This window comes from Kitasatospora sp. MY 5-36, assembly GCF_001182915.1.
Taxonomy (GTDB): Bacteria; Actinomycetota; Actinomycetes; order Streptomycetales; family Streptomycetaceae; genus Kitasatospora.
In genome coordinates, this window is record NZ_LFVW01000034.1 from 25,319 (window position 1) to 39,759 (window position 14,441).

A 14,441-nucleotide genomic window follows, 5' to 3' on the forward strand; every position below is an offset into this window, starting at 1 on the left:
CCTGCCGCATCGCGGTTCCTGCCAGCCCGATGAGAGAGGTGGCTTCGCCATGCCCGAAAACCTCGACTACGCCGAGCCCATCGAGCCCACGCCCGCCGTCGCCGCGGCGAACCGGAAGGCCGCCGAGGAGTCCCGGATCGCCGACGAGAAGGACGGCCGGGACTTCGCGGACGCCAGCCGGTTCATGATCTCCCCGCCGGACGTCCCGGTCGTCATGTCCCGCAAGAACCCGGAGCAGGTGGTCTGGGACTTCACCGCGTACGAGTTCCTGGAGCCCGACCTGCGCTCCGAGATGCCGACCGTCAACGGCAGCCTCCACCGGCAGGGCGAACTGACCGCCATCGCCGGGCTGTTCCACGTCACCAGCTGTCCGGAGTACCGGGTCTACCAGGTGCGCGGCTACGACCTGTCCAACATGACGATCATCGAGTCCGACGAGGGCCTCGTCGTCATCGACCCGCTGGCCTGCTACGAGACCGCGCAGGCCGCGCTCCGGCTGTTCCGCGACAGGACCGAGCTCACCAAGGAGCAGCGGCCGGTCAAGGGCGTCGTCTACACCCACTGCCACGTCGACCACTTCGGCGGTTCCCGCGGCCTGTTCCACGAGCTCGGCGACCCGCTGGAGCCGGGTGTCCCCGTCGTCGCGCCGGAGGGCTTCCTGGAGCACGCCGTCAGCGAGAACATCTACGCGGGCCCCGCGATGGCCCGGCGCGCCCAGTACATGTACGCGGCGCAGCTGGACAAGGGCCCGACGGGGCAGGTCGGCGCGGGCCTCGGACTGACCATCTCCACCGGCGAGGTGACCCTCGTCCCGCCGACCGTCTACATCGGCGGACCGGAGCACCCGGCCGTCCCCGAGAAGGACTGGCAGGGCGCGTACGTCATCCCGTGGCGCCCGGGGCTGTACCAGTACAAGCTGGCCGGCGTCCAGATGCTGTTCCAGCTCACCCCGGGCACCGAGGCCCCGGCGGAGATGAACATCTACCTCCCGAACGCCCGGACGCTGTGCATCGCCGAGAACGCCACCCACACCATGCACAACATCCTCAGCCTGCGCGGCGCGCAGGTCCGGGACGCGCACGCGTGGTCGAAGTACCTCACCGAGGCGATCCAGACCTTCGGCAAGGAGACCGACGTCCTGTTCGCCTCCCACCACTGGCCGATGTGGGCCGAGGCGGACTCGGGCGAGAAGGTCAGCAACGCGCGCATCCTCGAATTCCTCAACAAGCAGCGCGACATGTACGGCTACCTCAACGACCAGTCGCTGCGGCTGATCAACGCCGGCCGCACCGGCATCGAGATCGCCGAGGAGCTGAAGACCCTCCCGAGCGGCCTCAACGACCACTGGTACAACCAGGGTTACTACGGCTCGATGAGCCACAACCTCAAGGCCGTCTACCAGCGGTACATGGGCTGGTACGACGCCAACCCGGCCCACCTGTGGGAGCTGCCGCCCGTCCAGGCGGGCGCGGGCTACGTGGCCGCGATGGGCGGCGCCGAGGCCGTGATCGGCGCGGCCAGGACCGCGTACGAGACCGACACCCCCGACGGCTTCCGCTGGGCGGCCCAACTCCTCGACCACGTCGTCTTCGGGGCCGCCGCCGAGGGCAGCCCGATCACCGAGGCGTCGCTGACCGAGGCCAAGCAGCTCCAGGCCAAGGTCTTCACCCAGCTCGGCTACGGCGCCGAGAACGGCACCTGGCGCAACGCCTACCTCACCGGCGCCCAGGAGGTCGTCAACGGCCCGCAGCCGCTGATCACCAGCCAGAGCTCCGCCGACCTGATCCGCAGCACGACCCTCTACCAGTACTTCTCGGCCCTCGCGCGGAGCGTGGACGGGCCGACGGCCGCCGAGCAGCACCGGATCCCGATCGTGCTCGACTGGGTGCTCACCGACACCGGCGAGAAGTGCACCACCACCCTGCGCAACGGGGTGCTGGTCTTCGTGCCCGGCGGCGACCGCCTCGTCGACGTGCCGGACGCCACCATCACGCTCACCCGTCAGACGCTCAACGAGCTGGCCATGGTCCCGGGCTTCCAGCGCAACTTCGACGAGGCGGTGCAGGACGGGACGATCACGCTGGCGGGCGAGCGGGCCAAGGAGTCGGCCGACGCCGTCTTCGGCACCCTGACCCTCCCCAACCCGAAGTTCCCGATCGTCACCCCGTAGCCACACCGTCCGGCCCTTCCGGTCCGACCCGTCGTGGGGGCGGGGCGCGGGAACGGAGGGGGTGCGGCCCCTCGCGCCGGTTCGGGCGCGAGGGCCTCGCTGTGCGGGAGGTCGGGTGGGCCTCCTGTGTCGGAGGGAAGAGGCCGGAGCGGCCCCTCGGGCGGCCCGTTCGGCGTACGGTCGACGTATGGACGTACGTGCGCGACTGCTCTCGGTCAACGTCGGCAGGCCCCGGCCTAACCCGTGGAAGGAAGAGCTCGGACTCACCGGCATCGACAAGCGCCCCGTGGACGGCCCGGTCGCGGTGGCCGCGCCGGGCCCCAAGGGGACGGGCGCCGTCGCCCTGGCCGGGGACCGGGTCTACGACGTGAAGAACCACGGCGGCGACGACCAGGCGGTGTACGCCTACGCCCGGGAGGACCTGGACGGCTGGCAGACGGAACTGGGCCGGGACCTGGCCAACGGCTCCTTCGGCGAGAACCTGACCACCACCGGCCTGGACGTGAGCGGCGCTCTGATCGGGGAGCGCTGGCGGATCGGCCCGGACGTCGTCCTGGAGGTGTCCTGCTCGCGCATCCCCTGCGGGACCTTCCAGGGCTGGCTGGCGAGGAAGGGCTGGATCCGGCGCTTCACCGAGGCGGCCCTGCCCGGCGCCTACCTGCGGGTGGTCGAACCGGGCGAGCTGCGCGCGGGGGACGCGGTGGAGGTGGTGCACCGCCCGGACCACGACGTCACGGTGGCCCGGTCGTTCCGCGCGGTGACGACCGAACCGGAGCTGCTGCCGGGCCTGTTGGCGGCGGAGGCGCTCCCGGAGGAGATCAAGGAACTGGTGCGCCGGAGGGTCCGGGTGTAGGGCCGCTTCCTCGAACTCGCACGAGCGGGAGGTCTACCGCGCCCTGGAGGACACTCGCCCTCCGCATCGGTCACATCACCGACCCGCCGACCATCCGGATCACCGCGGCGTCCAACTCCGCCTCCCCGACCTCCTCGACGTCGACATCGGACAAACCCGCCGGCCACAGACCTGAACCAGCGACGTGCGAGAACATGGAGCCAGTCGATGAGTGACGAAGGCCGGCACGATCCACCCGCCGCTGAAAGGATCTCGACGCGGAACGGCGCGCCAGGAGAGACTGGGACACCTCGTCCTGAAGGAGTTGTGATGCAGGTAGCCGTGGTCACCTTCGACGGTTTCAACGAACTCGACAGCTTCATCGCCTCCGCGTTGATCAACCGGTGCCGCAAGGACGGGCTGGAGGCCTTCATCACAACGCCGACGCCGGTGGTCACGTCCATGAACGGCGTCAAGGTGACCGGGCAGCGCCCGATGGAGTTCGTGACCGAGGCCGACGTCGTGCTGATCGGCAGCGGAGTGAAAACACAAGACGTGGTCGCAGACGACCAGCTGATCTCCAGGCTGCGGCTCGACCCGTCGCGACAGCTGATCGGCTCGCAGTGCTCGGGCGCGCTGGTGCTCGCCCGGCTCGGGCTCCTGAAGGACATGCCCGCTTGCACGGACATCAAGAGCCGCCCTTTCGTCGAAGCCTGCGACGTCACCGTGCTGGACGCACCGTTTCACGCCGAGGGGAACATCGCCACGGCGGGCGGCTGCTTGGCATCCCAGTACCTCGCCACCTGGGTCATCACCCGAGTGCTCGGGGAAGACGCCGCGCGCGACGTCATCGGCTACGTCGCCCCGGTCGGTGAGAACCAAGAGACTGTCGAACGCGCCATCCGCGCCGTCCACTCGGGCGAGGCCGCACTGAGCTGAGCTGACGCCGCGTCAGTCGGTGGCGGTCAGGTACTGGGCAGCATCCGCCCGAACTGGATCAGTGACCTGCGAAGTACGGGGCTGGCGTGGGCGCGCGTGGGCAGCTGGGCTGACACCGGGGGGATCGATGGAGAACGCGCCGGACCACGGCCGGACCGTGCGGAACGGTTCGCTGGCGATGATCGGCCTGGGGGTCCTGCTGTTCGTCCTCAGCCTGGTCTACCTGATACCGCACGACATGGGGGTGACGTCGGATCTGCGCAGCCGCGGCGTCCACGTCCCGGCGGTCGTCACCGAGTGCGTGGAGGTGAGCGGGCCGCGGGACAACCCGGCGGGCAACTCCGAGTGCCGGGTGCGGTTCACGACGGCCGAGGGGGCGTCCGTCGAGACCCGACTCGCCTACGTCACCGGCACCGTCAAGGCCCGTGACACCGTGACGGTGGTGTACGACCCCCGGCACACCGACACCGCCGCCCTCGCTTCGAGCATCGGCTTCTGGGACTCGCTGGTCCGGAACGCGCTCGACGTGGTCGCGCTGGTCGCGTCGGTGGTCATGGTCCTGGTGGGCCTCGCGGTCCACCTCGCGTACCGCTGGCTCACCCGGGCGCGCAGCCGGCCCGGGGTGATGTGACGCCCCTGCGCCCGCCCCCGCGCCCGGGGCCGGCGGCGAGGGGCGCGGAGCGCAGGAAGTCGGGCGGGCCGACTTCTCGTGCGTCGACGGTCAACGTGCTTGTGGTGCTTGTCGACACCTGGGCGGCGAGCGATCGGGCGCAGGCGTTACGGGGAGCCGGTGGCGGACTGGGTGGAGAGGGCGGCGGTAGCGAAGGAGCGGGTTCGTTCCGCGGCCTGGTCCAGGGGGACGTGCTGGTTGTTCGGCGGGTAGAAGTCGACCTCGCCGACCGCGCTGTAGTTCGCCCAGAAGCAGGTCGTCATCGGGAAGCCGTCGGCGACGTTCTGCCGGCACTTCATCACCATGGTCTTCGAGGAGTACGCCTTCGGCTCGCCGACGGGCGAGCGGCCGTAGTCCTGAATCAGCTTCATGGTGTGCTCGAAGGACTTGTCGAGCGCGCCCTGGGGGTCGTCGACCGCGGTGAAGAGGCTGGTCCTCGCCGTGAAGTGAGGCGCCGTCGCGCTGTGCGCCTCCTTGCTCAGCGTGATCCGGGGGTTCCCGAAGCACGACGCCGTGCCTTTGACCTCGTCCCCGCCATCCTTGAGGGCGGGGAGGTCGTCTACCCCGGCGACGAGCATGTCCAGGTCGCTGCCGAACTTGAAGCCGCCCTTGCCCTCGGAGCAGGTCAGTCCGTCCAGTTGGGGGACGACGACCCGCGAGTACCGCGTCCCGGTGTCGGGCCCGAGCTGCTCCGCCTTCGGCGCCGAGGCTGGCTTGCCGCCGTTCCCCTCGTTCGACCCGCACCCTGCGACCAGCACGCCCAGAACCAGGGCCGCTGCCGGAATCCCCCACTTGCGCACCTGTGCGCCACCTTTCGTGCCCCCGTTGACGATCACCAGGGATCGTACGCGCGGCGCCGGGCATGTACCGGGCGTGGTGGGGGTGTTGGGGCCGGTGCACAGGAAGTCGGGCGGGCCGACTTCCTGTGCTGGAGGGGGTCAGGCGTGGTGGTCGAACTCGCCGGCCTGGGCGGCTCGGAGGAAGGCGGCGAAGGTGGTGGGGGTGGTGTGGAGGGTGAGGTGGCCCTCGTCGGACTCGCGGAGTTCGACCGAGCCGGAGGCGGTTCGGATCTCCACGCACATCTCGCCGGAGCTACTGAAAGACGACTTCTGCCAGTCGCAGTTGGGCATGTCGGCCTCCTGAGTTGGGCTGCTGATGGTACGCCCCGCGCCTGGGGAGGGCGAGGGGGCGTCACGCCGCTCGGGGGTCAGCGGCTGATGCGGGCGAAGGTGAAGGCGGTGGAGCCTTCGAGGACGGGGATGACCTCGATCCTGCTCTGCCGGCCGGGTTCGAGGACGGTCCACGAGGAGCCCTGTGGGGACTTGATCCGGTAGGTGTCCGGGACGCCGTCGACGGGGATCAGTTCCCACTCCGGGGCGTCGCCCTGGTCGAGGAGGAGGGAGACCAGCGGGCCGGCGGGCTGGAGGTCCTCCACGGCGGTCGGGGCGCCCTTGGCGTAGAGCCGGTAGTGGTTGTTGGGATAGGCCTCGACGAGCCAGACGGCGTCCTGGTCGTCGGTGTTGGCGAAGACGGCTTTGGGGGAGAGGTCCAGGGCTTCGTGACGGGCGCGGCCGATCCGGGCGTCGCCGCTCTGGATGGTGTAGAGGCCGGACTCCAGCTGGGCCATGGCTGTCATTCCTTCGCGATGCGGGCGAGGTGCAGGACAGTTGTACGTGCTCGGAGGAAGAGGGGGGAGGGGCCTCGGCGTGCCGTCACCTGAACGAGCTACGCCCCCTCTCCCGGGGCGGGCGAGGGGGCGGGCGGCGTGGAGCGTCAGGCGTGGTGGTCGAATTCGCCGACCCGGGTGGCCTGGATGAGGGCGGCGAAGGCGGTAGGCGTGGTGCGGAGGATGAGGTGGCCCTCGTCGGACTCGCGGAGTTCGACTGCCCCGTTGGCTGTACGGACCTCCACGCAGTTCTCGGCGTTGCCGCTGAAGGAGGACTTCTGCCAGTCGGAGTCGGTCATCTTGGGCCTTTCATAGGGTTCGTGCGATCTTGTGGATCAGATCACGAGAGCTGATTTCGCCCAGAGCAACTGATTCGATGCGGTCGAAGATGTACCGGTAGCTGGTTAGCTCGCTGACAGCATCGAGGTATTCGGTGCTCTGGGAAGACTCCCGTTCGATGGTGTCGAGCTCAGGGACAGCACCGAACGCGTACGTGAGGCTTTCGACCGCTCCCGGGAAGGTGTCGATGTCGAAGGGCACGACTCGGACGGTCATCCAGGGCAACTCGGAGTCTTCGAGTAGAGAGGTGAGTTGCTCCTTGAGGATCTGGGTACCGCCGAACCGTGTCCACAGCACCGATTCGTAGATGAAGAAGGTAACCGGCTTCGGATGGCGGCGTAGGTCGGCCTTGCGCTGCATCCTGAACGCGGTACGGAGCTCCAGTTCGTGGCGGGGAAGCGGAGGGATTACGCGTCCGAACACGGAAGAGGCGTAGTTGAGGGTCTGGCAGACACCAGGCATGTGTGTGAGGACCCACAGCATGAACTCGCGAGAGGTCTTCTCCAGCTCCGCGTTTTCGAGGATTCCGTCTGGGACGGTGCCGCGATACTCCTCCCACCAGCCCCGGGATCGATCCAGGACCATGGCTTCCAAGGCATCGATCAAGGGTTCGTTCATGCACTTGCAAGCGGCAGCGAAGGAGCGGAGCCGCTCGGGGCTCACACCGACCTTTGCCGCCTCTATCTGGCTGACCTGAGTCCGGTCGATGCCGAGGGCTCTGCTCAGGGTGGAGGTCGACAGCCCGGCGGCCTCGCGCATCTTCCGGAGTTCGCTACCGATGCGACGTTGACGGACCGTCGGGTTGACTCGTGGCGGCATTGGTCCCTTCCTTGCCGGTGTGTCCCAAGTCTGCCGCGCTGCTGCGCGTGGGGTCCACTTGAGGATGAATCTATCCAGATGTGGGATCACATGTGATCCCACTGGGGTAATGTCAGTGTTACATCGATCCGATGGATCGTCAGTTCTGGCTGTTGTCAAGTCATTTCTTCGCATCCAGGGAGAACTCCCATGCGTCAGATCAACACCCCCACCATCGCGGTCGCGCGGCAGACGCTCCGCAACACCATGACCCGCGTCGGCTGGCCCGCCTCCCCGATCTTCGACGCGCAGCTCGCGCTCTGCGAGCTCCTCGTCAACGCCTGGCGGCACACCGAAACCCCCGCGCCGCTGGTCGAGATCATCTCCGAGGGGGACTTCCTCCGGGTCTCCGTCACGGACGAGAGCCCCGTCCTGCCCTCCGCCCCGCCGCTGTCCCTGCTCGCCGAGTCCGGCCGGGGCCTCCAGCTCGTCGCCGCCCTCACCCACGGCTGGGGTGTCGACCCCCACGAGCGTGCCAAATCCGTCTGGTTCGAGCTGCGGAAGGGCGCCGTCTGATGATCTACCGTCCCGGCCGTCACCCGATGCTGCCGACCGACCCCCGGATCCGCTACTACACCGAGGACCACATCAGCGCCCTCCTGGACGAAGTCGTGGAGCGGGGGCGCGAGTTCGGCCTGATCTTCCCCTCGATCGGCACCGACCGGACCATGGACGGCCGCGTCCTCGTCCGCTTCAACACGGCGCCGGCGTCAACGCTCCTGAACCTCCTCACCCTGCTCCTCGACGCCGAGCGCAGGACCTCGTGCGATACCTGATCGGGACGGCCTTCGCCGTCCTCCTCGCCCTCGCGACCGCCATCGTCGCCCTGGGCGTCGTCACCACCCTCCGCGCGGCCCCGCCGCCCGACGAGGACGCCTGACCCCGCCAGCCCCCGCCGCCCACGCGCCGGGGGCTGCGGCACGATGGACCCCATGCACAGCGACCACTACGCGCCGCCGACCACCCTCCTCGGCCTCCTCCAGCGCGGCCGGGGCCAAGGCGCGCGAATAGCCGCCGAGGATCCGGCGGCGGTCGCCGAACTCGTCCACGGCTGCATCCGCTGGGACTGGCGCTGGGACCGGCAGGTGGACGACCGACACCTCTACTTGGCCCGGCTGATCCTGGACCTGGAGCTCCCGGTCGCCCCGGTGGTGGACTTCCTGTCCGGTGACGAGGACACCCGGGACCGGGCCACCGGCGTGCTGGAGCTGCTGGCACTCGGCGGTTCGGAGGAAGCCCGGCGGGCGCTGCCGGACCGTATCTCCGAGGGGGACGGTCCGGCCCCGCGCCACCCCGCGAAACGCGTGGACCCGTACCCGGACCGGGACAACGCGGCTCTACTCGCCCTGCTGCGCGACCCGGGAGTCGCCGACGGCGCCAAGACGACCGCTCTCCTCGCGCTGTCGCTCCGGCCGCCAGAGCCCGAGCTGATCCCGCTGGTCCCCGCCCTCGCTGCCTCCGACGGCACCCGACCGCTGCCGCTGCTGGGCAAGGCCGTCGACCGGCTGGCCGGGCAGGCCGTGCCGGCGGCGCGGGAGTGGGCGGCTTCGGAGCGGGCGTGGCTTTCCAGGCTCGGCCACGAGGTGCTGGCCGCCCACGGTGACGAGAGCGACATCCCGGCCCTTGTGGCCGAGCTGGAGCGGCGGTGGGTGGACCGTGCCTGGTGCGGCCCGGACGACCTCGCGCGGGGGCTGGCCCGCTTCGGCCCGGAGGCCGCTGACGCAGTCTCGCTGCTGCGCCGTTTCTGGCTCTGGACCCCGCACTCGTACGAGCGTGCCGACTACCTGGAGGCGCTGGCGGCGATGGGGGCCGCCGGCATGGCCGAGGCGTACACCGAGTCGCTGTGGGACTGCGAGGCGCGAGCCCGTCTGCTGGGTGTTGAGCGGGCCCCCGACCGGCCCTACGCGATGCGGAGGATCGCCTGCCTCCGCGACGATCCGATGGAGGAGCCGGAGGTCCGCGCGGCCGCCGGGGCACGACTTGCCGGGACCACTCCGGGCGATCCGGTCAGCCGCCCCGGGGGCTAGAGTGGACGCGTGAACGTGTGAGTGATGGCCCGGGCCCCGCGAGGCGCTCCGGGCCACATCCATTTCCAGGGGAACCCCCTGTGACCTGCACGTTCGCCGGCCAGCCAGATCAGCACCAGAGCCTCCGGAGGCCCCGCCTTGAGCGACCAGCCGTTCGCGCATCTGCACGTCCACACCGAGTACTCGATGCTGGACGGTGCCGCCCGGCTGAAGCAGATGTTCAAGGAGGTCGAGCGCCTCGGTCAGACCCATGTGGCCATGACCGACCACGGCAACATGTACGGCGCCGCCGAGTTCCACCGGCAGGCGACCGACGCGGGCATCACCCCCGTCATCGGCATCGAGGCGTACGTCGCCCCGGAGTCCCGCTCGAACACCAAGCGCATCCTGTGGGGCCAGCCGCACCAGAAGCGGGACGACGTCTCGGCGTCCGGCGCGTACACCCACAAGACCATCTGGGCCCGCAACAAGGAAGGCCTGCACAACCTCTTCAAGCTGACCTCGCGCTCGTACTCCGAGGGCTGGCTGGTGAAGTGGCCCCGGATGGACAAGGAGCTGATCGCCGAGCTGTCCGGCGGCCTGATGGCCACCACCGGCTGCCCCTCCGGCGAGGTGCAGACCCGGCTGCGCCTGGGCCAGTTCGACGAGGCGCTGAAGTCCGCCGCCGACTACCAGGACATCTTCGGCAAGGAGAACTACTTCCTGGAGCTGATGGACCACGGCCTCGACATCGAGAAGCGGGTCCGCGACGGGCTGCTGGAGATCAGCAGGAAGCTGGACATCCCGCCGGTCGTCACCAACGACTCGCACTACACCACCGAGGCCGACGCCGGGGCGCACGACCTGCTGCTCTGCGTCCAGACCGGCAAGAACCTCTCGGACCCGGACCGCTTCCGCTTCGACGGCACCGGCTACTACATCAAGTCGGCCGCCGAGATGTACGCCCTCGACTCCTCGGACGCCTGGCAGGAGGGCTGCCGCAACAGCCAACTCCTCGTCGCCTCCCGGGTCGACACCGAGGGCATGTTCAAGTTCAAGAACCTCATGCCGCGCTTCCCGATCCCGGAGGGCTTCGAGTCCGAGGCGGACTTCTTCAAGTCCCAGGTGTGGAAGGGCATGGACTGGCGCTTCCCGAACGGGTACGACGAGGAGCACAAGAAGCTCGCCGAGTACGAGATGGACACCATCATCCAGATGGGGTTCCCGGCGTACTTCCTCGTGGTCGCCGACTTCATCATGTGGGCCAAGAGCCAGGGCATCGCGGTGGGCCCGGGCCGTGGTTCGGCGGCCGGTTCGCTGGTCGCGTACGCGATGGGCATCACCGACCTCGACCCGATCCCGCACGGCCTGATCTTCGAGCGCTTCCTCAACCCCGAGCGCATCTCGATGCCCGATGTCGACATCGACTTCGACGAGCGCCGGCGCGGTGACGTGATCCGCTACGTGACCGAGAAGTGGGGATCCGACAAGGTCGCCATGATCGTCACGTACGGCACCATCAAGGCGAAGGCCGCCATCAAGGACTCCTCGCGGGTCCTCGGCTACCCGTACGCGATGGGCGACCGGATCACCAAGGCGATGCCGCCGGACGTGATGGGCAAGGGCATCCCGCTCTCGGGCATCACCGACTCCTCGCACCCCCGCTACAGCGAGGCCGGCGAGATCCGCGGGCTGTACGAGAACGACCCGGACGTCCGGAAGGTCATCGACACCGCGCGCGGCATCGAGGGCCTGATCCGCCAGCCCGGCGTGCACGCCGCCGGCGTCATCATGTCCGCCGAGCCGCTGACCGACCACATCCCGGTCTGGACCCGGCACACCGACGGCGTCACCATCACGCAGTTCGACTATCCGACTTGTGAGGGCCTCGGCCTCCTCAAGATGGACTTCCTCGGCCTGCGCAACCTGACGATCATGGACGACGCCGTCAAGGCGATCGAGAAGAACAAGGGCGTCAAGATCAACCTGCTTGATCTGCCCCTGGACGACAAGCCGACCTACGAACTCCTCGCCCGCGGCGACACGCTCGGCGTCTTCCAGCTCGACGGCGGCCCCATGCGCTCGCTGCTGCGCCTGATGAAGCCCGACAACTTCGAGGACATCTCCGCGGTCCTGGCGCTGTACCGGCCCGGCCCGATGGGCGTCAACTCCCACACCAACTACGCGCTGCGCAAGAACGGCCAGCAGGAGATCACCCCGATCCACCCGGAGCTGGAGAAGCCCCTGGAGGAGGTGCTCCGGCCGACGTACGGCCTGATCGTCTACCAGGAGCAGGTGCAGAAGGCCGCGCAGATCCTGGCCGGCTACTCGCTCGGCCAGGCCGACCTGCTGCGCCGCGCCATGGGCAAGAAGAAGAAGGAGATCCTGGAGGCGGAGTTCGTCCCCTTCCAGAAGGGCTGCCGCGAGCGCGGCTACTCCGACGCGGCCATCCAGGCCGTGTGGGACGTCCTCGTCCCCTTCTCCGGCTACGCGTTCAACAAAGCGCACACCGCCGGCTACGGGCTGGTCTCGTACTGGACCGCCTACCTCAAGGCCAACTACCCGGCCGAGTACATGTCCGGGCTGCTCACCTCCGTCAAGGACGACAAGGACAAGTCCGCGGTCTACCTCAACGAGTGCCGCAAGATGGGCATCCAGGTGCTGCCGCCGGACGTCAACGAGTCGGACTCGGACTTCACCCCGCACGGTGACACCCTGGTCCGGTTCGGCCTGACCGCCATCCGCAACGTCGGCGGGCCGGTCGTCGACTCGATGATCCGGACCCGGAAGGCGAAGGGGAAGTTCGCGTCCTTCCCCGACTTCCTGGACAAGGTGGAGTCGGTGGTCTGCAACAAGCGGACCGTCGAATCGCTGATCAAGGCCGGCGCCTTCGACTCGCTCGGCCACACCCGCAAGGGCCTGAGCGCCCAGTTCGAGCCGATGATCGACAACGTCGTCGACGTGAAGCGCAAGCAGGCGGTCGGACAGTACGACCTCTTCGGCGGCGACACCGCCTCCGAGGAGCCGAGCTTCGGACTGGACGTCGTCTTCTCCGAGGAGGAGTGGGAGAAGTCCTTCCTGCTCACCCAGGAGCGGGAGATGCTCGGCCTGTACGTCTCATCGCACCCGCTGCACGGCATCGAGCACGTGCTCGCCGACAAGGCGGACTGCGCGGTGGCCGACCTCGCGGAGCGGCCGGACGGGACGATCGTCACCATCGGCGGCATCATCTCGGGCCTCCAGCGGAAGATGACCAAGCAGGGCAACGCCTGGGCGATCGCGACCGTCGAGGACCTGGCCGGCTCCATCGACTGCATGTTCTTCCCGGCCAGCTACCAGCTGGTCTCCTCGCAGCTGGCCGAGGACGCCGTCGTCTTCGTGCGCGGCAAGCTGGACAAGCGGGAGGACGTGCCGCGGCTGATGGGGATGGAGCTGTCCGTCCCCGACCTGTCGAACGCGCACGCCGAGGCGCCGATCACCATCCTCATCCCGAGCGCGAAGGTCACCCCGCCGCTGGTGGCCCGGCTCGGCGAGGTGCTCGGGAGCCACCGGGGCACCACCGAGGTGCGGGTGCGGCTGGAGGGCCGCGACAAGACCACGGTGCTGCGGCTCGACCGGCACCGGGTGAAGTCCGACCCGGCGCTGTTCGGGGACCTGAAGCAGTTGCTCGGGCCGAGCTGCCTGGCGGGCTAGGACGGGAGCGGAAGGCCCGGGGCGTTCGCTGCGGCGGACACCCGGGCCTTTCGCGTACGGGGGAGGGGCCCGTCTCAGGTGCCGCCGCCGAGGCCCGGGGGGACCGCCGTGTGCAGGGCCGAGACGAAGGCGGAGATGGCCGGGTGGGAGCCGGCGCCGGCGCGGAACGCGGCCCGGGTGCGGCGGTACATCGGCAGCCGGGTGAGGACGACGCCGGGCGGGAGCCCGGCCGTGCCCAGCTGGGGGACCAGGGCGACGCCCTGGCCGGCCGCCACCAGGGCCAGCACGGTGGTGAAGTCGTCGATCTGGTGCCGGATGCGGGGCGCGAAGCCCGCCGCCTCGCAGGCGCGGACGGCCATGGTGTGGCAGAGCGTGCCGGGCGAGGACATGATCCACGGCGCGCCGCGCTGCTCGGCGACGGTGCCCGGGACGCGGGCGGCCAGGTACATGGGCTCGGTGAAGACCGGGCGGGTCACCGCGAGGCCCGGCTCCGGGTCGGTCGGGACGAGGTCGTACTCGTGCACCAGCGCCACGTCCAGCTCGCCCGCCCGCAGCGCCGCGCCGACGGCCGCCGGGTCCACCTCGGTGACCATCGGCTCCAGCCCCGGGTGCCAGCCGGCCAGCTCCGCGAGCACCGCCGGGATGATCGCCCGGGCCGCCGAGGGGTAGGTGCCGATCCGCAGCGGACCGGCCAACCCCCGCTTGGCGTGGGCGAGTTCGGCACCGGCCTGCTCCAGCAGGGCGAGCACCGCCTCGGCGTGCCGGACGAGGTTGCGCCCCGCCGGGGTGAGGGTGACCCGCCGCCCGGTGCGCTCCAGCAGCGGGACGCCCGCCTCCTTCTCCAGGACGGACAGCTGCTGGGACACCGCCGAGGGGCTGAAGGAGAGCGCCTCGGCGACGGCCGCGATGGTGCCGAGGTGGGCGAGTTCGCGCAGCAGGCGCAGGCGTCGGACGTCCAGCATCCGTCCAGGCTAACCGAGCATCGGCTGAGCTTACGAGAAGCGTCGGAAATGTGAACTGGACCTGGGCGATCGGCGGGCCGCAGGATCGTGGACATGGAACTCAAGGGCATCCACGTCCCCCTGATCACCCCGTTCGCCGCCGACGGCTCCGTCGCCCTCGACGCGCTGGAGAAGCTCGCGCACGAGGTCCTGGACGCCGGGGCGGCCGGGCTGGTCGCCCTCGGCACCACCGGCGAGCCGGCCGCGCTGACCGCGGGGGAGCGGGACGCGGTGGTCGACGTCGCCGCGGCCGCCTGCGCCGCGCGG

General features: G+C 69.7%; 16 protein-coding genes. 9 read left to right on the top strand and 7 right to left on the bottom strand.

Features of this window, described 5'->3' with window-relative positions; all coding sequences use genetic code 11:
• The first annotated feature begins 49 nt into the window (after positions 1–49).
• Together AE652_RS03165 and AE652_RS03170 are read left to right on the top strand one after the other, a co-directional pair.
• Positions 50–2,170 carry an alkyl/aryl-sulfatase gene (locus AE652_RS03165; protein WP_049649538.1) on the top strand — a complete coding sequence of 707 codons (2,121 nt, stop codon included), beginning with the start codon at positions 50–52 and terminating at the stop codon, positions 2,168–2,170.
• A gap of 187 nt (positions 2,171–2,357) precedes the next feature.
• Positions 2,358–3,023, top strand: coding sequence for an MOSC domain-containing protein (locus tag AE652_RS03170; protein ID WP_049649539.1), 666 nt, complete (start codon positions 2,358–2,360; stop codon positions 3,021–3,023).
• Between the two features lie 70 nt (positions 3,024–3,093).
• On the opposite strand, the gene AE652_RS48945 is transcribed toward AE652_RS03170, so the two are convergent.
• Positions 3,094–3,219, bottom strand: a complete 126-nt coding sequence (locus AE652_RS48945) for a hypothetical protein (protein WP_255357394.1) — start codon at positions 3,217–3,219, stop codon at positions 3,094–3,096.
• Between the two features lie 113 nt (positions 3,220–3,332).
• Between AE652_RS48945 and AE652_RS03175 the strand changes: the two genes are divergently transcribed.
• Together AE652_RS03175 and AE652_RS03180 are read left to right on the top strand one after the other, a co-directional pair.
• Positions 3,333–3,941: a DJ-1/PfpI family protein gene (locus tag AE652_RS03175; protein ID WP_049649540.1), complete on the top strand. Its 609-nt coding sequence runs from the start codon at positions 3,333–3,335 to the stop codon at positions 3,939–3,941.
• A gap of 127 nt (positions 3,942–4,068) precedes the next feature.
• Positions 4,069–4,572, top strand: coding sequence for a DUF3592 domain-containing protein (locus AE652_RS03180; RefSeq protein ID WP_049649541.1), 504 nt, complete (start codon positions 4,069–4,071; stop codon positions 4,570–4,572).
• 146 nt (positions 4,573–4,718) lie between these two features.
• On the opposite strand, the gene AE652_RS03185 is transcribed toward AE652_RS03180, so the two are convergent.
• From AE652_RS03185 to AE652_RS03205, 5 genes are all read right to left on the bottom strand, one after another.
• A complete protein-coding gene (locus AE652_RS03185; RefSeq protein ID WP_049649542.1) occupies positions 4,719–5,411 on the bottom strand; it encodes a hypothetical protein in 693 nt (230 codons plus the stop codon).
• Between the two features lie 138 nt (positions 5,412–5,549).
• Positions 5,550–5,741 carry a DUF397 domain-containing protein gene (locus AE652_RS03190; RefSeq protein ID WP_049649543.1) on the bottom strand — a complete coding sequence of 64 codons (192 nt, stop codon included), beginning with the start codon at positions 5,739–5,741 and terminating at the stop codon, positions 5,550–5,552.
• 77 nt (positions 5,742–5,818) lie between these two features.
• Positions 5,819–6,238, bottom strand: a complete 420-nt coding sequence (locus AE652_RS03195) for an I66 family serine proteinase inhibitor (RefSeq protein WP_049649544.1) — start codon at positions 6,236–6,238, stop codon at positions 5,819–5,821.
• A gap of 146 nt (positions 6,239–6,384) precedes the next feature.
• The gene (locus AE652_RS03200; protein ID WP_049649545.1) at positions 6,385–6,576 is read right to left on the bottom strand and encodes a DUF397 domain-containing protein; all 192 of its coding nucleotides are present in this window, start codon (positions 6,574–6,576) and stop codon (positions 6,385–6,387) included.
• Between the two features lie 10 nt (positions 6,577–6,586).
• Positions 6,587–7,435 carry a helix-turn-helix transcriptional regulator gene (locus AE652_RS03205; protein WP_063780041.1) on the bottom strand — a complete coding sequence of 283 codons (849 nt, stop codon included), beginning with the start codon at positions 7,433–7,435 and terminating at the stop codon, positions 6,587–6,589.
• Positions 7,436–7,624: 189 nt separating this feature from the next.
• Between AE652_RS03205 and AE652_RS03210 the strand changes: the two genes are divergently transcribed.
• The 4 genes from AE652_RS03210 to dnaE all read left to right on the top strand — a co-directional run bounded on the left by AE652_RS03210 (position 7,625) and on the right by dnaE (position 13,173).
• Positions 7,625–7,990, top strand: a complete 366-nt coding sequence (locus AE652_RS03210) for an ATP-binding protein (RefSeq protein WP_053111943.1) — start codon at positions 7,625–7,627, stop codon at positions 7,988–7,990.
• Positions 7,990–8,250, top strand: a complete 261-nt coding sequence (locus AE652_RS03215; RefSeq protein WP_049649547.1) for a hypothetical protein — start codon at positions 7,990–7,992, stop codon at positions 8,248–8,250. Before AE652_RS03210 ends, AE652_RS03215 begins: the two co-directional genes overlap by 1 nt.
• Before the next feature lie 156 nt (positions 8,251–8,406).
• Entirely contained in the window at positions 8,407–9,501 is a 1,095-nt protein-coding gene (locus tag AE652_RS03220; protein ID WP_049649548.1) for a hypothetical protein, read from the top strand.
• A gap of 138 nt (positions 9,502–9,639) precedes the next feature.
• A complete protein-coding gene (gene dnaE, locus AE652_RS03225) occupies positions 9,640–13,173 on the top strand; it encodes a DNA polymerase III subunit alpha (RefSeq protein ID WP_049649549.1) in 3,534 nt (1,177 codons plus the stop codon).
• A gap of 74 nt (positions 13,174–13,247) precedes the next feature.
• Here dnaE and AE652_RS03230 read toward each other — a convergent pair whose 3' ends face one another.
• Positions 13,248–14,135: a LysR family transcriptional regulator gene (locus AE652_RS03230; protein ID WP_049649550.1), complete on the bottom strand. Its 888-nt coding sequence runs from the start codon at positions 14,133–14,135 to the stop codon at positions 13,248–13,250.
• 93 nt (positions 14,136–14,228) lie between these two features.
• Between AE652_RS03230 and AE652_RS03235 the strand changes: the two genes are divergently transcribed.
• A partial coding sequence (locus AE652_RS03235; protein WP_049649551.1) for a dihydrodipicolinate synthase family protein occupies positions 14,229–14,441 on the top strand: 213 nt, incomplete at its 3' end.